Raw genomic sequence first — 17497 nt, forward strand, 5'->3', positions numbered from 1 at the left:
TCCAGACCCATGAAAAAACTACTACTCCTTTTGTTTCTTATTTTGAGTGCCACTAGCAACGCACAAATTCAAAGCTCTTATCCGCCTTTAAATTTTTGTGACAACAACAACGACGGAACTGGCATTTTTGATTTAACGGTAATGATTCCGGAAATTTTATCGGGAATGAATCCTGCGACTACTGTCGTTACCTTTCATGAAACGTTCACTGATGCTCAAGTTGGCGCCAATGCTATTGTCAATCCCAATAATTTTGCGAATATTAATCCGTTTGTTCAAACTGTTTATATCAGAGTAGTAAACACGTTAACTAGTGAGGTCTTCTTTTCCACAATTGATGTAAGAGTACTCCCTACTCCAACTGCCAATCCGGCTACCCTATCGTTTTGCGATCCAAACGAACTCCCGGTTTATGACCTGAATACTGCCATTCCTCAAATAACAACCGATCCGAATGCCGTTGTAACATTTTATTACACTCAAGCGGATGCAAATGCTGCGACGGCTCCAATTACCGGAATGCCTTTAGTACAAACCGGAATACAAACCCTTTATGCCCGAGTTGAAAATCCTTCCACGGGTTGCTTTACTACAACCACTTTAACACTAAACACTAACACTTGTGACACGACCTGTCATGTACCTGGAACAATAACCATTAGTAACGTTACCGATACAACATTTTATGTCAATTGGACCGGTTTGGGTATTTTTACCAGAATAGTGGTATTGCCTTTTGGAGAACCCCTTTCTTCATCCTCCCCTTATATTGATATACTTAATCAGCAAACCTCTGCAATGATAACAGGTTTGAGTCCGAATGGTTGTTATTCTGTCTACTTGAAAAAATATTGCGACGTTAGCCATTCCAGTGAGTGGTCAGCTCCAGTTACTATTTGCATGGCCAATTGTGCCAACAGCGGAAGCTGCTCGGAAGCGTTGATCCTGAATGCTTTCATAGATGCTAACAATAATGGTGTTAAAGACAGTGGTGAAGTTAATTTTAATTACGGAAACTTTACTTACCAAATAAATGATTCAGGCACCGATTTATACGGCACTACCAATCAGGGTTCTTATTATATTTTTGATGCCAATCCGGCTAATTCTTATGATATTAATTTTGCGGTAAACCCGGAATTAAGCGGCTATTACGCTTCTGCCACAACCTATAGCAACGTAACATTACCCGATGGAAGCGGTGCCAATTATCTGTATTTCCCGATTACCGTAATACAACCCTACACAGATGCCAGAGTTTTTCTGTATAATCAGAACAATCCAAGACCCGGTTTTCTTTACAATATGACCATTACTTACGCCAATTATGGCTTAGATCCCATTGCTGCCGGGACTCTAACGTTTACCAAGGATCCAAACCTAACTATTTCTTCCGTTTCCCAAACTGGCATAGTAAGCACCGCAACCGGTTTTACCTATGATTTTACCAACTTGGCGCCAAATGAATTCAGACATATTCAAATATCGCTTTTAGTACCCACTATTCCAGCCGTAACCATTGGACAATTGGTAACCAACAGCGTTACCATTCAAACTGTTAATGATGTTAATGGTTCTAATAATTCGGCAACTTATAGCCAGGCTATTGTTGGTTCTTATGATCCTAATGACAAAAGCGAATCCCATGGCGGGAAAATTGTCCATCAGGATTTTACGGCTAATGACTATTTGTATTATACCATTCGTTTTGAAAATACCGGAAATGCCAGTACCGAATTTATCAGAGTAGAAGACCTTTTAGACAGTCAACTGGATGAAAACTCATTTGAAATGATAGCAGCCAGTCACCCGGTTAACACTAGAAGAGACGGCAATCAGCTAACTTGGCATTTCTATGATACCCAATTGCCACCAACCAGTATTGATGCGGAAAACAGTCATGGATTTGTCTATTTCAGAATAAAACCGAAACCAGGGTATGCCATTGGAGACATCATTCCTAATACAGCCGACATTTATTTTGATTACAATCCGCCTATAGTTACCAATACTTTCAATACTGAGTTTGTACAAAGTTTGAGCAATCCAACATTTACTAACAGCAGCATTGGGCTGTACCCAAATCCTGCTCATGGGAATGTTCAAATTACAACTTCGGTGAATGAAACTATAGCCGCCATTGTTTTTTATGACATCTCCGGCAAAGCTGTGACAAGAATTTCAAACCTATCAATTACACAAACTACTGTCGATATTTCGGCATTGGCCAAAGGAGTTTATTTTGTAGAAATTACAACAGGCACCAACTTGAAACAGGTTAAAAAATTAATCGTTCAATAATATACTGCACAAAAAAGCCCCTAAAATTAGGGGCTTTTTTTATGGATTCAAGTACCAAATACTTCCGGTTAAAAGAGTAGCAAAACTCACCCAGGCCAAATAAGGCAGCAACAGATAAGCCGCCACCGTATCAATTTTCCTGAACTGACAATAAGTTTCATAAATCATAGCCCAGAGCAATAAGATTTCGAAGAACGCCAACATTGGGTTTTGCAGGCCAAAGAATAAAAACGACCACAACGCATTGAGCAGCAATTGCACCAAAAAGTAAATAAAAGCACTTTTCACCTTGTCTCTATCTTCATCAACTCTGTTCCAAATTCGGCCTGCTGCGTAGCCCATCATGATATATAATAAGGTCCAAACCGGGGCAAAAATCCAATCGGGTGGATTGAAACTTGGCTTTTTAATAATGGCGTACCAAGTTGGGATATTTTCCCGGGTCACGATGCTCGACAAGTAACCCACCGCCAAACAAGCTGCGATTACCGTTACTATCCGTACTATTTTTTGCATATCAAATTATTTTATCCAAATATACCATACAATTTTTTACTATTTTTAAAAAAAGTATCTTTGCCCAAATTTCAACGCTATGGTTTCCGAAAAGGATTTTATTGCTTCCAATCTGGCCGCCACTCCGGAAAATGGAAATTTCCAATGGAGTGCTCCGAGCAACATTGCTTTAGTCAAATATTGGGGTAAAAAGGCCCATCAAATTCCAGCCAATCCTTCTATCAGTTTTACGTTGAATAGCTGTAAAACCATTACTAATTTGGCTTTCGCCAAAAAAGAAAACGACGGGAACTTCTCTTTTGACTTGTTATTTGAAGGCCAACCCAAAGAAGATTTCAAACCTAAAATCCAAAAATTTCTGGAGCGCATTGCCATCTATTGCCCTTATTTGAAGAATTATCATTTCACGATTGATACTCAGAATACATTTCCGCACAGTTCCGGGATTGCTTCTTCCGCTTCCGGAATGGCCGCTTTGGCGATGAATATTATGAGTCTGGAAAAAACTTTGAATCCAGAAATGACAACCGAATACTTTTATCAAAAAGCATCATTCTTAGCGCGATTGGGTTCGGGAAGCGCTTGCCGAAGCGTGAAAGGGAGCGTAGTCGTTTGGGGAAATCATGCCGAAATGGAAAACAGTTCTGATTTATTTGGTGTAGAATTTCCGGCAAAACTTCATGACAATTTTATGAATTTTCAAGATACGATTCTATTGGTTGACAAAGGAGAGAAACAGGTTTCCAGTACGGTGGGTCATGATTTAATGCACAACCATCCTTTTGCCGAACAACGTTTTGCACAAGCCCATCATAATTTATCCGCTATACAATCAGTGCTGGAAAACGGTGATTTAGAAGCATTCATACAGATTGTGGAAAGCGAAGCCTTGACCCTGCATGCCATGATGATGACTTCCCTTCCTTATTTCATCCTAATGAAACCCAACACACTGGAAATCATTAACAAAATCTGGAAGTTTAGAAACGAAACGAAAATTCCTATCTGTTTTACACTCGATGCCGGAGCCAATGTGCATGTTTTGTATCCCGAAAACGTTAGAGAGGCCTGCTTGCAATTTATTAAAGACGAATTAGTTGGCTATTGTCAAAATGGTCAGTATATTTGTGATGCAATTGGAACCGGAGCAATTAACATTCTATGAAAGGACCCTTATTTTACTCAAAGATTCTTCTCTTCGGAGAATACGGAATTATCAAAGATTCTAAAGGCTTATCCATTCCTTATAACTTTTACAACGGCGCACTGAAAGTGGACGAAAATCCATCGCAAGAAGCAGTGAAGTCAAACGCAAGTTTAAGACGGTTTGTAACGTATTTGGAGCAATTACAAAAGGATCAACCGGAATTGGTAACGTTCAACATTGACGTTTTAAAAACCGATGTAGAACGCGGCATGTACTTTGACTCGAGTATTCCGCAAGGGTATGGTGTAGGCAGTAGCGGAGCACTCGTGGCTGCTATTTATGATAAATATGCCAATGCCAAAATCACCGTTTTAGAGAATTTAACGCGTGAAAAACTATTGCAGTTGAAAGCCATTTTTGCTCAAATGGAATCCTTTTTCCACGGCAAAAGTTCAGGTCTTGACCCATTAAACAGTTATTTGAGCATTCCGATTTTGATTAATTCCAAAGACAACATTGAAGCCACCGGCATTCCGTCACAAAGTGCTACCGGAAAAGGTGCCGTATTCTTATTAGATTCCGGAATTGTTGGCGAAACCGCTCCTATGGTGAATATTTTCATGGAAAATCTAAAAGAAGAAGGTTTCCGTAAAATGCTGAAAAACCAATTCGTAAAATACACCGATGCCTGTGTGGAAAATTTCCTGGGTGGCGATATGAAGTCGCTTTTTGAAAATACCAAACAACTGTCAAAAGTTGTCTTGAACAACTTCAAACCTATGATCCCAGAAGCATTTCACGGGGTTTGGCAAAAAGGAATTGATACTAATGACTACTACTTAAAGCTTTGCGGTTCCGGTGGTGGCGGTTACATCTTAGGATTTACGCAAGATTTGGAAAAAGCAAAACAATCTTTGAAAGACTATAAACTGGAAGTGGTTTACCAATTCTAATTTACTCAAAAAACACCAATGCTTAGCCGTAAAAACAAGCTTCTCGTAATGAAAATTATCAGTTTGTTTTCTGTAGTTCGCGGCTATAATATTCCTGTCATTGCATTAGCACAATACCTATCGGCTATCTTTATTTTGGCTCCCGAAAACAAAAGGGCGCTGAGTGTTTTACTCGATTTCAATTTATTCATTATCGTTTTGGTTTCGAGTTTGACTATCGCTTCCGGCTATATCATCAATAACTTTTACGACAGCAAAAAAGACTTAATCAACCGACCCAACAAATCCCAACTCGATCGGTTAGTCAGTCAAAAAACCAAGCTGCAGGTTTATTTCACGGTGAATTTTATTGTGGCATTATTGGCTTGCTTCGTTTCGTTTCGCGCGGTTTTGTTCTTCTCGACTTATATTTTCTTGATTTGGTTTTATTCGCACAAACTCAAAAAAATGGTGGTCATTGGCAACTTAACGGCTTCATTCCTGGCGGTGCTTCCCTTCTTTGCGATTTTGCTGTATTACAAAAACTTATACCCGCAGATTTTTGCCCACGCCACTTTCCTGTTTTTATTGATTCTAATTCGGGAAATGATAAAGGATTTGGAAAACATTAAAGGCGATATTGCTAACGATTATCAAACGATTCCGGTGCTTTTTGGCGAAGGATTTTCTAAAAAAATCATCACGATGTTAACGGTTTCTACCATCATCCCCATTTACTTTTTAGTCGAAATCTTTGAAGTGGGTTATATGGATATATATTTTTACGTGAGTATGATTGTGCTGATATTCTTCCTGCAAAAACTGTGGAAATCCAACTCCAAACCCGATTATTTAAAACTCCACAACATCCTGAAATTCCTCGTAGTTTCGGGTGTTTTCAGCATTATGCTCATCAACCCCGAAGTGCTTATTCACGGCAAAAGATTACTGAAATTATAACTAATTAGAAGCGAATGGTCAGCGCCATTGCTACACCATTTTCCCGCTTTCCACTCTACAAGGTGCCGTTGCAATCGGGGCTAAAAACAATCCATGGCTTTTATACTTTTTAAAACCGTATCTTTGCACTCAAATTTAAGCATTTATGAATAAGAAGGAAGGCAATAACAAACGAGGAGGCTCACGTCCAAACAGCACGCGACCAAGTTCGAATAAGCCAAAACCTGCCATGGCTAAGAGAGCTCAAGGGCCTAAAAAAGCAAAACCAACGACGGATGACGCAACGGCAAAACGCACACCAAAACCTGCCAAAGCCGTGCAAAACAATGTGCCAAAACCGTTGAAATCAGACGATATTCGTTTGAATAAATACATTTCCAACTCGGGTGCCTGCTCGCGTCGTGATGCCGATATTTACATCCAATCAGGGAATGTGAAGGTGAATAATATCGTGATTACCGAAATGGGATACAAAGTAAAACCGGGCGATGTTGTCAACTTTGACGGTTCTGTTTTAACGCCGGAGCGCAAGGAATACATTGTATTGAACAAACCCAAAAACTTCACCACATCCAACGAAGATGATGCGGACCACAGAAATGTGTTGGAGTTAGTGCGGGCCGCAACCAATGCCAAAATTCAACCGATAGGCAGAATGGACAAGAATACCACAGGCTTATTATTGTTTACCAACGATACCGATATGGTTCGAAAATTCAGTTTGCCCAATCAAAAATCAACTAAGATTTACCAAGTAACTTTGGACAAAAACCTGAAGTTTGAAGATTTAGAGAAGATTGCCGGTGGCGTTACTCTTGATGGTCACAAGCTATACGTGGATGAAATTTCATACATCGAAAACGAACCAAAAACCGAAATCGGATTGAAATTAAGAACCCCCAACGTGAAAGTGGTGCGTGCCATTTTTGAAAGTTTCAAATACGATGTATTGCGAATTGACCGCGTTTCGTTTGCCGGTCTGACTAAGAAAAATTTACCGCGTGGCAATTGGCGTTTCCTGACAGAACAGGAAATTATCAATTTGAAAAACGTATAAAAATAAAGTATATTTACCCACATAAAAATCCCAACTGTTTGGGATTTTTTATTTGAAAAACTATGTCAGCAGAAAAAAATTTATCGATTGCCCATCTTTGGTTTGAAGCCTTCAATGCTCATAATCTGGAAAAATTATTGTCGTTATACGATGACGAAGCCGAACATTTCAGTCCGAAATTAAAAATGAGACATCCGGAAACCAATGGTTTAGTTACCGGAAAAGAAGCGCTGCGCACCTGGTGGCAGGATGCTTTTGACCGATTGCCGACTTTGCATTATAAAGTTACTTCTCTGACTTCGAATTCGGACAGGGTTTTTATGGAATACATCCGAACCGTGGCGAATGAAGACGATATGCTTGTTGCCGAAGTACTGGAAGTGAAAGAAGGCCGAATCATCGCTTCGCGGGTATATCACGGATAATCGCAACATTTGCTGTTAAAAACTGAAACAAATCTGAATCACTGCTGACTAATTAAAATCAACCAAAAATTTACACATGAAAAACGTATCCTCTTGTATGGCCATGCTTTTGTTGTCATTGCTTTTTGTAAACTGTAAATCAGAAGAAAAGACAGGCGACTTCACAGCCATCACCAAAAACTATTTTGACGATAAAAACGCATTGAATCCACTGGATGCCACCGTAAATAATCAAAAAGAATACAATGATCAATTGGTTTTTGAAATGACCGATTCCTATCGAAAAAAACAAAGCGCTTTTTTTGATAAATATGAGAAAGCCTTGGCCACCGTTGACACTACAAAGTTATCGGAAGAAGAAAAAAACAGTTATGGCATTATCGAATGGGAAGTTTCTATTGGAAAAGACATGCTGAAACACGATACTAATCTGATGCCTGTGGAACAGTTTTGGGGAACACATTTAACGATGGGACAATTTGCCAGCGGAAGCAGTGCGCAGCCTTTCAAAACCGAAAAAGATTATCGAAATTTCCTGAAAAGGATGGAATTACTTTCCGTTTGGGTTGATTCTTCTATCGTGTATATGAAAAAAGGAATGCAAAAAGGAATGGTGTTGCCAAAAGCCCTTACCGTAAAAGTGATTCCGCAGTTTGAAAATATGATTACGCCAAAAGTAGAAGACAATTTGTTTTATACTACGATAAAATCAATGCCAAATGACTTTACGGATGCCCAAAAAGACGCCTTGAAAAAAGAATATACGGCTGTGATTACTGAAAAACTAGAGCCGCAGTTTCAAAAAATGGTAGCTTTCTTAAATACCGAATATTTACCGGCTTCCAGAACCACAAGCGGCATTGGCAGTTTACCAAACGGAAAAGAATTGTATGCCACTCTGGTAAAACAATGGACTACCACCGAAATGACTCCGGATCAAATTCATGAATTAGGTTTGAAAGAAGTGGCGAAACTGAACGCCGAAATGGAAAAAGTGAAAAATGAAGTTGGTTTCAAAGGCACTTTGAAAGAATTCCTGAACGACGTTCGCGACAAAAAAGAACTAAGACCTTTCACGGATCCACAACAAGTGTTGGATAATTTTGAACGCATTCATAAAATCATACAGCCGAATGTAGATAAGTTATTTGCCTTGCAACCAAAGACCCCTTTCCAAATCAAAAGAACTGAAGCTTTCAGAGAAAAAAGTGCCAGCGCCGAATACATGCAGGGTTCGGCAGACGGAAGCCGACCAGGAACTTTCTACGTTCCGATTCCGGATGTGAAAAGCTATAACGTTTTGGAAGATGAGGATTTGTTTTTGCACGAAGCCATTCCGGGACATCATTTCCAAATTTCGTTGCAACAGGAGAATAAAAATTTACCGGACTTTAGAAAGTTCAATTGGTTTGGCGCTTATGGCGAAGGCTGGGCATTGTATTGTGAGAGCTTAGGAAAAGAATTAGGACTTTATAAAGACCCTTACCAATACTTAGGCATGCTGAACGACGAAATGCACCGAGCCATCCGTTTAGTGGTGGATACGGGCTTACACAGCAAAGGCTGGACACGTGAACAAGCCATCCAATATTCCTTAGACAATGAAGCCGAAAGCGAAGCCGGAATTACGACAGAAATTGAGCGTTATATGGCCATTCCCGGACAAGCGTTGTCCTACAAAATCGGGCAGTTGAAAATTTTGGAATTGCGCCAAAAAGCCAAAGAAAAGATGAAAGACAAATTCGACATCAAAGTCTTCCACCAAAAAGTATTAGAATCAGGAGTGTTGCCATTGGAGTTGTTAGAAAAGAAAATCAACAACTGGATTGCCACCGGAAAATAAAGAAAAGAAAAAGCCTCTCCATCGAGAGGCTTTTTTAATTGGCCATACTGGTTTCCATACTTTTGAAATCAATCGGCTTGCCGTCAACATCAAAGAATTCGTAGTTGTATTTCAGTTTTCCGTCTATTTCCTCAATCTTCACCAGCATTTGGTAGAATCCTTGGCTCCATTCGATAATCAAATGGTATTCGTAGTCACCAACACCGAAACTGCCTGGAAGATTGCTGGTGTAAATCAGTTTTTTGGATTTTAGATTGAGCGTGTTGACTTCTATGTTTTCATAAACACCCAACTCATCGCTATCTACTTTTTTCCCGGTATAATCTACATTGGCGGTGGCAGTGGCTTTCTTTTTTTTGTCTTTATTCCGATTGTAATCATCTTTAACAGAGAAAATCACATCCTTCAAAGAGTTTTTTCCGGCATTCAATAAGAAGAATCGAATTTGGTGGTGGTACATCAGTTTGTGTACTTTCTTAGGTCCTTCTTCACTTGGAGTGCCTTCGCTCAAATCATTATCGACAATTTCAATGATAGGCATGTTTTGTCCCATAGCATGGCTCATCGATTCTGATTTTAAACTTTTCAGTTTTTGTTCGTTTTCAGAAACAATTTTGTCTTTTTCCAAAATTTCGGCATGAAGCACCTCTATTTGTTTGATGGCTTCATCCAATTGTTTTTGTTTGTCGGCAGTAATGGTATTGGAATTGTTTTTAGTTAGCAGATATACGGACAATGCCAACAGAACAAATCCAAAAATTGCCAATAACGCAGTCATCATAAGCCGTTTCCCTTTCATTTAGAATACAATAAATTCAAATATGAATTACTGCAGTAAAAATAACAGCATTTCCTCAGGTTGTGAAGACATCCCAAAAGAAACTTTGAACATTTTATTAACCAAATTGTTGAAAATGAAAAAGCTCCAACCTAAGTTGAAGCTTTTCTGTGCGGGTAATAGGACTCGAACCTACACGCCTTGCGGCACCAGATCCTAAGTCTGGCATGTCTACCAATTTCACCATACCCGCAAAATTGTGAGTGCAAATATAATCATAACTTCAAACTTTCAAAGGAAAATATTTAAAAAAAAATTACAAGCATTTTTGTACTTTTGATTTCTATCAAAATTAAACCCATGGACAACATAAAAAACTACGTTCAACAAAACAAAGAACGTTTTATTTCTGAATTAACCGAATTGTTAAAAATTCCTTCCGTAAGCGCCGATAGTGCTTATGCTCAGGACGTTATTGACACCGCCAACGCGGTAAAAGCTTCATTGGAAAAAGCCGGTTGCGACTTAGTAGAAATTTGCGAAACACCAGGCTATCCGATTGTGTATGGCGAAAAAACTATAGATAAAAACCTGCCAACGGTTTTGGTTTACGGCCATTATGATGTGCAACCACCGGATCCGATGGAATTATGGACGTCTCCTCCTTTTGAACCGGTCATCAAAACCACCGAAATTCATCCCGAAGGCGCCATTTTTGCGCGAGGAGCTTGTGATGACAAAGGTCAGATGTACATGCACGTAAAAGCTTTTGAATACATGATTCAAAACAACTGCTTGCCTTGCAATGTGAAATTCATGATTGAAGGCGAAGAAGAAGTGGGTTCCAAAAGTTTAAGTTGGTTTGTGGAAAGAAATCAAGAAAAGCTGGCGAACGATGTGATTTTGATTTCGGATACCGGAATGATTTCCAATCAACAGCCAAGTATTACTACGGGTTTACGCGGTTTGAGTTATGTAGAAGTAGAAGTTACCGGACCAAACCGTGATTTGCATTCCGGATTGTATGGTGGCGCTGTGGCGAATCCTATCAATGTATTAACCAAAATGATTGCTTCGCTTCACGATGAAAACAATCACATTACCATTCCGGGATTTTATGAAAAAGTAGAAGAATTGACTGCTGCCGAAAGAGCCGAAATGGCCAAAGCCCCGTTCTCTTTAGAAAATTATAAAAAAGCCTTAGACATTGCTGATGTATATGGTGAAACCGGCTATGTAACCAACGAAAGAAACTCGATTCGTCCGACACTAGACGTAAACGGAATCTGGGGTGGTTATACCGGCGAAGGTGCCAAAACGGTTATTGCCAGCAAAGCTTATGCGAAAATCTCGATGCGTTTAGTACCGCACCAGGATTGGGAAGAAATCACCGAATTGTTTTCAAAACATTTTGAAAGCATTGCACCCAAGGCGGTAACGGTAAAAGTAACTCCACATCACGGCGGACAAGGCTATGTTACGCCAATTGACAGTATTGGTTACCAAGCAGCAAACAAAGCGTATACGGAAACCTTTGGAGTGCCAGCTATTCCGGTGCGTTCCGGTGGTAGTATTCCTATTGTCGCCTTGTTTGAAAAAGAACTAAAAAGCAAAACCATTTTAATGGGATTTGGGTTAGACAGCGACGCGATTCACTCGCCAAACGAACATTTCGGCATTTTTAATTACCTGAAAGGGATTGAGACGATTCCGTTGTTTTATAAATATTTTGTGGAGTTGAGTAAATAAAAAAACAATAAATCATTTAAAAATTCGTTTATTACTAAACGAATTTTTTTATTGTTAGGATGAATATAAGACGACTCTTTGCCTTTCTCTCTTTTCTTTTGCTTGTAATTTTAAGTGGATGCAAAACCAACAAAACTATCAACCATCTTAAGGAAGGCAAATGGGTTTATAAAGACACTGTAAATGGTACTCTTTATAAATCAAAAGGCCGGTATAGCAAAAGTTGTGAAATCAAAACTTGGAAATATTTCGAAAATCGGAAACTTGTCAAAACTGAAAAATATCAGGACACTATTTGCAACATCAAAACTTTTGATAAGAAAGGTAGAGTAATAGCTATGGGCCAATCAATGATATTAGATGAAAAAGACGGAACACATTGGTACATAAATGGAGATTGGCTTTTTTTTGATGGTAATCGTAAAATCATAAAAATTAAAAAATACCTAAAAGGTGTATTAATTTCCGAAGAAAAAATAAATTAAAAAGGCGACCAATTGGTCGCCTTTTCGTTGCTATTTCGTCAGCTCGTGTACTGATTTATAAATATAATCGCTGTGTTTCCCTGTGAAATATTTTCCGAACTTTTCATTAAATTCTTTACGCTTGGCTTCATCAGCCCAGGCCGCTTTGAACAAATCTCTGTTTTTATTTAGCGCACTGTCTAAGTCAGCCAAAGATTCCACCACGAACACTTCGGTAAACTGGGTATTGTCGGCTCCCCAAGCGTGACGGTTGGGATAATACGCTTTGATTAAATCATTTTTGTTGAGTACTGCATCGAAATATTGTTTGCTCAACTCTTTGTACTCTTTCTGCGTTCCGTCGTTAGGAAAGGCAAAATGGCTCACTCTCACGTAGTACAGCATGTCTTTGTCAAAGTTCCCTTTTGGGATTTTCCCGCCGGGTATCGTTGCATAAATTTCATCCGAATGGTTGTGCGCATAATAAGCGCTTCTTTTTTCGAAATAAGCATTTCTGGCTTTTTCATCCGGCCAAGCGGCTTTGATTAGTTCGTCATCTTTGTCCCCTGCTTTTTCAATGGCATCCCAATTTTCATATCTGGTTACCAATAAAATTTCTGAATTGTCTTCGGTGAAACTATGGAGTAAAATTTCCTGACCCAGGATAAATGGATTTTTCTTAACCACTTTATCTAAATATTCCTTCTCAACTGCCTTCCAGTCATCCATGTTGAAGTTTTTCATGTCCTGATTCCAGTGGAGTTTCGTTACTGTTACCAAATAACTTTTGTCGTCCTGAGCAATACTCTTATTGCCCATTAGCAGCAAGCTCAAAAGCGCTACTAAAAAAATTGATTTCATTGCTTTCATAATTTCAAAGTTTGTTTATAATTGGTTATTGATTACAAATTTGAAATTTGGGACAGAAAATGATTTGAGGGGGATATTTTTTTGAGGGACTCTAATTTACAAAATTTTAGCATCGCTATCTTATTGATAATAAATTATTTACACATTTGACAATAATTCACCACAAAACAGTGTTTTATCTTACAATTAAATAAATAGTACTCGGAAAGACAGTTCTTTGAAACTTTTGGCTTTAAATTTGTACTAATCATCATCAATCAAAATCAATCATCATGTTAAAACGTTTTTTCCTCCTTTGTTCGGGTGTCGATAGTGACATTGTGAACAGCTGTTCCAACGGCGAACAAAACAAATATGCCGGCATTGGCGCTACGGTTTTCTTTACCGCCGTCATGGCATTCATTGCCAGTAGTTATACGCTCTTTACCGTTTTTGACAACGTTTATACCGCTGTTTTCTTCGGATTGATTTGGGGATTTTTAATCTTCAATTTGGATCGGTTTATTGTTTCGACCATCAAGAAAAGAGATCACTTTTTAGACGAATTCATACAGGCATCTCCGCGAATTGTATTGGCAATTATCATTGCTATTGTGATTTCAAAACCATTGGAAATCAAAATTTTTGAAAAAGAAATCAATACCGTTTTATTAAAAGAGAAAAATGAATTGGCTGCCGCCAATAAAACTCAGGTCTCCAATTATTTCAAAAGCGATGTCGATAAGAACAAAGCCGAAATCGACAGCCTAAAATCGGGCATTGCCAAAAAAGAAAAAGAAGTAGCAGCCTTATACAATTCGTATATCACCGAAGCAGAAGGTTCTGCCGGAACAAAGAAAATAGGAAAAGGTTCGATTTATAAAGAGAAACGATTAGCCCATGATTTGGCCGCCAAACAATTGGATTCCTTAAAAATTACGAATGCCAAAATCATTGCCGAAAAAGAAACCAGAGCCAAAACACTGCAAACGGATTTAGACAAAAAAGTGACCGAGACCCAACCCATCATCGACAGTTTCGACGGATTAATGGCGCGCATCAACGCGTTGAACAAATTACCTTGGCTACCTTCATTCTTCATTATGCTACTATTTTTAGCCATTGAAACCTCGCCAATCATTGCCAAATTATTATCGCCAAAAGGCGAATACGATTTCAAACAGGAAGACAAAGAAATGGGCATTAAAAATGTGATTTCGCAAAACCGTTACCAAAGCGAATTGCAAAAACAAACCGATGCCGACATCTATGATAAAGTCTATGCCGATATCAAAGAAGACAAGGAATTATATAACTACAAGAAAAAAGGAGCGATTGAGTTGCTGAAACTCCAGGCCGATGGTTTTGTAGAAAAACAGAAAAAATCCATGTAAAAATAAAGGAAGCTACTCAGCTTCCTTTTCTATTTCCTCTCGAAGTTTTTTAGTCAAACTTTTATACACCAAATCATAGGAATGATTAATCAGTTCACACATCATTTTATCCGAAACATCGTTATTGAAATCTACCGTATTCCAATGCGTTTTACTCATGTGAAAACCGGGATTAATCGCGTCATATTCGGCACGGAGTTCTTCGGCACGCTCCGGGTCGCATTTTAAATTGAGTGCCGGTGTTCCTTTTTCCCATTCTTTTAACGATGTCAGGCAAAACATTTTACCACCCACTTTAAACACCAAGGTATCTTCATCAAACGGAAAGTGTTCGGTCACTGCTTTTTTAGAAAGACAGAATTCGTAGAGTTGTTGAATGTTCATTTTTGTTGCTGTTTTCCGATTTCGCCTAAATGTGTAAACTTAAATCCGGTTTCATATTTTAATCCGTAGCCAAAAATCCTATCCATCGAAGCATGAGCAAAGAGGATTATTCCGGCTAATTGAATTCCATCATTTGCATAATGCAACCCCAAAACATAAACCAAAACTGCCACAGCACGATGGTGAAATAAATTATAGCTAAAAGCGCCAACTTTATTCCCAAAAGCATAGCCAATCATTGATAAATCGGGCGCTAAGAGTAGAACCAGAAACCACCACCAGGCAAATTCCAGTTGATTAAAAAGAAATATTCCCAACAGGAACAATCCTAATTCTTCTAATTGTAAGGTTGTTTTCATTTGATAACTTTTTCCATCATTTTCTCCGGATGTGCCAAGGCAGTGAATCCGAATTTTTCATATAAAAAATGGGCATCTGAAGTGGCCAGTCGCCAAATTTTGACTTGGTGTAGCTGTGGCTCTTGCATCATGGCCTCAATCAAAATCGAAGCATAGCCTTTGCCGCGATGTTTTTCATCAATAAAAACATCCATCAAGTAAGCAAAAACGACATAGTCGGTAATCACTCGGGCGAAACCAATTTGTTCGTCATCCAAATAAATCCCAAAGCAAACTGAAGCGTCAATCGTGGTTTGCACTTCTTCCATCGTTCTTCCGGCTGCCCAATAAATATCTTTCAAAAAGTTTTGAATAAACGGAACATCGAGTTTGCTTTTATCGGTAGAAACGCTAATCATATTTGGTATAAAACAGGTTTACTTGGTGAAGCATCATTTTCAAACGAAGCGATTTGCAAATTCAAAACATAGCTTCCGTCTTTGACGTTATCGTTTACAAAAATCATCTCGGTAATGGTACAATCCAATCGGGCATCGGCATTTAAAGTATTGACATCTTTCACATTCCAAAACGCTTTGTGCGACAATAACTTTCCTTCATCTTCTTCCCTATCTACGCTTGGCAAATCAATCAGCAAGTGCTTGATACCGCTTTCGCGGATAAAAGTCGCAGCGGCTTCTTCCAGGTAGGGCGGATTGGTTTTGGAATAGTTTTTAGATTTTTTAGCGACTGCATTCGGCAACGTTCGAATGACAAGGGCTTCCGGTTTTTTTCCGTTTAAAGCGATTTCAATTTGTTCTTTGGTAATGACTAAATCTTTCCCAATGCTTTTGGGTTCAACCGAAATCAATTCGGCCAAAAAGAAAAACTGTTGCAGGCACTGATTGATGCTGTAAAACTCACGCGTGATATGCCCTAGACATTCCGTGTGCGTGCCATGTCCGTGTGGGTTGAAGAAAATATTGTTGAAATTCGTCGAGCTGCCTTCGGAAACTTTTCCAACCCAGTCGCCAAATCTCACCGGTTCTATCACGGGTTTTTCAATATACCACGCAATCGGATTTTTATCGGTATTGGATAACGGAATCGAAATATCAATCGGTTTTGACAAATCGATTTCGAATTGAGTATTGATTAGTGCTTTCATTATTCCAAATTTAGCAAAAATAAGTCTGACGCAATCCCGTCGCCCAAAAACTTCCCGCTTTTGGTGGTGCGCAAAATGTTATCGTCTATAAAAAGCAAATGATCTTCAATGTATTTCGCCGCTTGTTGGTTTAGATAATCTAAATAGGATTTGCCAAATTCATGTTCAATTCTATCCAGTGAAACGCCCCAAATGGTTCGTAAGCCCGTCATGATGTATTCGTTGTAGCGGTCAGTTTTGGTTAAGGTTTCCGTTTCTATTGGCAGCTTATTTTCCGCAATTGATTTTAAATAAACAGTGTTATTCGAGACATTCCAACCGCGTTTTTCGCCGTCATAACTATGTGCCGAAGGACCAATCCCAATGTATTTTTTGCCCAGCCAATAACTCGAGTTGTTTTTGGAAAAAAAATTTTCTTTGCCAAAATTGGACAGTTCATAATGAATGAATCCGTTTTCCTCTAGTTTGTCAACCAACAGATGAAAATGTTCCTGCGCCACTTCATCATCCAGTTGCGGAATGATTCCCTGCTGGATAAACTTATGCAAAGCCGTTTTGGGCTCGATCGTCAAAGCATAACTGGAAATGTGCGGAATGTTGAAAGACAGAGCCGTTTCGATATTTTGCAGCCATTTTTCATTGCTCATATTCGGCATGCCATAGATTAAATCAATCGTAATGTTATCGAAATATTGAGTGGCAATTTCCAAACATTTTTTGGCTTCCGCCGAATTGTGCGCGCGGTTCATCAGTTTCAAATCGTCTTCAAAAAAAGACTGAATGCCGATGCTTAAGCGGTTAATCCGGTTGTTGGCTAATGCGATGATTCTTTCTTCTGTTAAATCGTCAGGATTGGCTTCTACCGTAATTTCAGGATTTTCAATGACATCATAATTTTCATAAACAGTATCAATCAACAATTTCAAATCAGAAACTTCCAGTATGCTTGGCGTTCCCCCACCGAAGTAAATCGTTTCGACTATCTCCTCTTTGAACTCGCCTTTTCGCAATTGGATTTCTTTGGCCAAAGCCAAAACCATCTCGTCTTTCTTCTTCAATGAAGTCGAAAAATGAAAGTCACAATAATGGCAAGCCTGCTTGCAGAAAGGAATATGGATGTAGATGCCGCTCATTTTAGTTTGCAGTCGCAGTCGCAGTTAACAGTTCTGAGACTGAAAACTGAAACTGAAAA

General features: G+C 38.9%; 18 protein-coding genes and 1 tRNA gene. 10 read left to right on the forward strand and 9 right to left on the reverse strand.

What is annotated here, in order from left to right:
• Positions 1 to 9: 9 nt before the first annotated feature.
• Positions 10 to 2301: a T9SS type A sorting domain-containing protein gene (locus tag V7D82_RS01470; protein ID WP_333599199.1), complete on the forward strand. Its 2292-nt coding sequence runs from the start codon at positions 10 to 12 to the stop codon at positions 2299 to 2301.
• A gap of 39 nt (positions 2302 to 2340) precedes the next feature.
• Here V7D82_RS01470 and V7D82_RS01475 read toward each other — a convergent pair whose 3' ends face one another.
• Complete coding sequence (locus tag V7D82_RS01475) at positions 2341 to 2817, reverse strand: TspO/MBR family protein (protein WP_333599200.1); 477 nt, start codon at positions 2815 to 2817, stop codon at positions 2341 to 2343.
• 79 nt (positions 2818 to 2896) lie between these two features.
• On the opposite strand from V7D82_RS01475, the gene V7D82_RS01480 reads away from it, so the two are divergent.
• The 6 genes from V7D82_RS01480 to V7D82_RS01505 all read left to right on the forward strand — a co-directional run bounded on the left by V7D82_RS01480 (position 2897) and on the right by V7D82_RS01505 (position 9181).
• Complete coding sequence (locus tag V7D82_RS01480) at positions 2897 to 3982, forward strand: diphosphomevalonate/mevalonate 3,5-bisphosphate decarboxylase family protein (RefSeq protein ID WP_333599201.1); 1086 nt, start codon at positions 2897 to 2899, stop codon at positions 3980 to 3982.
• The gene (locus V7D82_RS01485) at positions 3979 to 4917 is read left to right on the forward strand and encodes a mevalonate kinase family protein (RefSeq protein ID WP_333599202.1); all 939 of its coding nucleotides are present in this window, start codon (positions 3979 to 3981) and stop codon (positions 4915 to 4917) included. The genes V7D82_RS01480 and V7D82_RS01485 overlap by 4 nt, the downstream gene beginning before the upstream one ends.
• 18 nt (positions 4918 to 4935) lie before the next feature.
• Positions 4936 to 5856: a geranylgeranylglycerol-phosphate geranylgeranyltransferase gene (locus V7D82_RS01490; RefSeq protein ID WP_333599203.1), complete on the forward strand. Its 921-nt coding sequence runs from the start codon at positions 4936 to 4938 to the stop codon at positions 5854 to 5856.
• Positions 5857 to 6001: 145 nt separating this feature from the next.
• Positions 6002 to 6913: a pseudouridine synthase gene (locus tag V7D82_RS01495; protein ID WP_333599204.1), complete on the forward strand. Its 912-nt coding sequence runs from the start codon at positions 6002 to 6004 to the stop codon at positions 6911 to 6913.
• 62 nt (positions 6914 to 6975) lie between these two features.
• On the forward strand, positions 6976 to 7338 hold the full coding sequence (locus tag V7D82_RS01500; RefSeq protein WP_333599205.1) for a nuclear transport factor 2 family protein: 363 nt from the start codon (positions 6976 to 6978) through the stop codon (positions 7336 to 7338).
• Positions 7339 to 7414: 76 nt separating this feature from the next.
• Positions 7415 to 9181: a DUF885 domain-containing protein gene (locus tag V7D82_RS01505; protein WP_333599206.1), complete on the forward strand. Its 1767-nt coding sequence runs from the start codon at positions 7415 to 7417 to the stop codon at positions 9179 to 9181.
• A 34-nt stretch (positions 9182 to 9215) separates the two neighbouring features.
• On the opposite strand, the gene V7D82_RS01510 is transcribed toward V7D82_RS01505, so the two are convergent.
• Together V7D82_RS01510 and V7D82_RS01515 are read right to left on the reverse strand one after the other, a co-directional pair.
• Entirely contained in the window at positions 9216 to 9962 is a 747-nt protein-coding gene (locus V7D82_RS01510; RefSeq protein ID WP_333599207.1) for a hypothetical protein, read from the reverse strand.
• A gap of 168 nt (positions 9963 to 10130) precedes the next feature.
• Positions 10131 to 10212: transfer RNA gene (locus V7D82_RS01515), tRNA-Leu, on the reverse strand.
• A gap of 107 nt (positions 10213 to 10319) precedes the next feature.
• On the opposite strand from V7D82_RS01515, the gene V7D82_RS01520 reads away from it, so the two are divergent.
• Positions 10320 to 11708: a dipeptidase gene (locus V7D82_RS01520; protein ID WP_333599208.1), complete on the forward strand. Its 1389-nt coding sequence runs from the start codon at positions 10320 to 10322 to the stop codon at positions 11706 to 11708.
• Positions 11709 to 11767: 59 nt separating this feature from the next.
• Positions 11768 to 12193 carry a hypothetical protein gene (locus V7D82_RS01525; RefSeq protein WP_333599209.1) on the forward strand — a complete coding sequence of 142 codons (426 nt, stop codon included), beginning with the start codon at positions 11768 to 11770 and terminating at the stop codon, positions 12191 to 12193.
• A gap of 30 nt (positions 12194 to 12223) precedes the next feature.
• Here V7D82_RS01525 and V7D82_RS01530 read toward each other — a convergent pair whose 3' ends face one another.
• Entirely contained in the window at positions 12224 to 13033 is an 810-nt protein-coding gene (locus tag V7D82_RS01530; RefSeq protein ID WP_333599210.1) for a hypothetical protein, read from the reverse strand.
• 281 nt (positions 13034 to 13314) lie between these two features.
• On the opposite strand from V7D82_RS01530, the gene V7D82_RS01535 reads away from it, so the two are divergent.
• A complete protein-coding gene (locus tag V7D82_RS01535) occupies positions 13315 to 14415 on the forward strand; it encodes a DUF4407 domain-containing protein (RefSeq protein ID WP_333599211.1) in 1101 nt (366 codons plus the stop codon).
• Between the two features lie 12 nt (positions 14416 to 14427).
• Here the strand turns inward: V7D82_RS01535 and V7D82_RS01540 are convergent, their stop codons facing one another.
• Genes V7D82_RS01540 through hemW form a run of 5 tightly spaced genes read right to left on the reverse strand, consistent with a single transcriptional unit; the run spans position 14428 to position 17438 of the window.
• Complete coding sequence (locus V7D82_RS01540) at positions 14428 to 14799, reverse strand: MmcQ/YjbR family DNA-binding protein (RefSeq protein ID WP_333599212.1); 372 nt, start codon at positions 14797 to 14799, stop codon at positions 14428 to 14430.
• Positions 14796 to 15158 carry a DUF4260 domain-containing protein gene (locus V7D82_RS01545; RefSeq protein WP_333599213.1) on the reverse strand — a complete coding sequence of 121 codons (363 nt, stop codon included), beginning with the start codon at positions 15156 to 15158 and terminating at the stop codon, positions 14796 to 14798. Before V7D82_RS01545 ends, V7D82_RS01540 begins: the two co-directional genes overlap by 4 nt.
• Positions 15155 to 15556, reverse strand: coding sequence for a GNAT family N-acetyltransferase (locus tag V7D82_RS01550; protein ID WP_333599214.1), 402 nt, complete (start codon positions 15554 to 15556; stop codon positions 15155 to 15157). Before V7D82_RS01550 ends, V7D82_RS01545 begins: the two co-directional genes overlap by 4 nt.
• The gene (locus tag V7D82_RS01555; RefSeq protein WP_333599215.1) at positions 15553 to 16305 is read right to left on the reverse strand and encodes a cyclase family protein; all 753 of its coding nucleotides are present in this window, start codon (positions 16303 to 16305) and stop codon (positions 15553 to 15555) included. Before V7D82_RS01555 ends, V7D82_RS01550 begins: the two co-directional genes overlap by 4 nt.
• Positions 16305 to 17438: a radical SAM family heme chaperone HemW gene (gene hemW, locus V7D82_RS01560; RefSeq protein ID WP_333599216.1), complete on the reverse strand. Its 1134-nt coding sequence runs from the start codon at positions 17436 to 17438 to the stop codon at positions 16305 to 16307. The genes V7D82_RS01555 and hemW overlap by 1 nt, the downstream gene beginning before the upstream one ends.
• Positions 17439 to 17497: the final 59 nt, after the last annotated feature.

Origin of the sequence: Flavobacterium sp. (assembly GCF_036741995.1) — a bacterium.
GTDB lineage: Bacteria > Bacteroidota > Bacteroidia > Flavobacteriales > Flavobacteriaceae > Flavobacterium.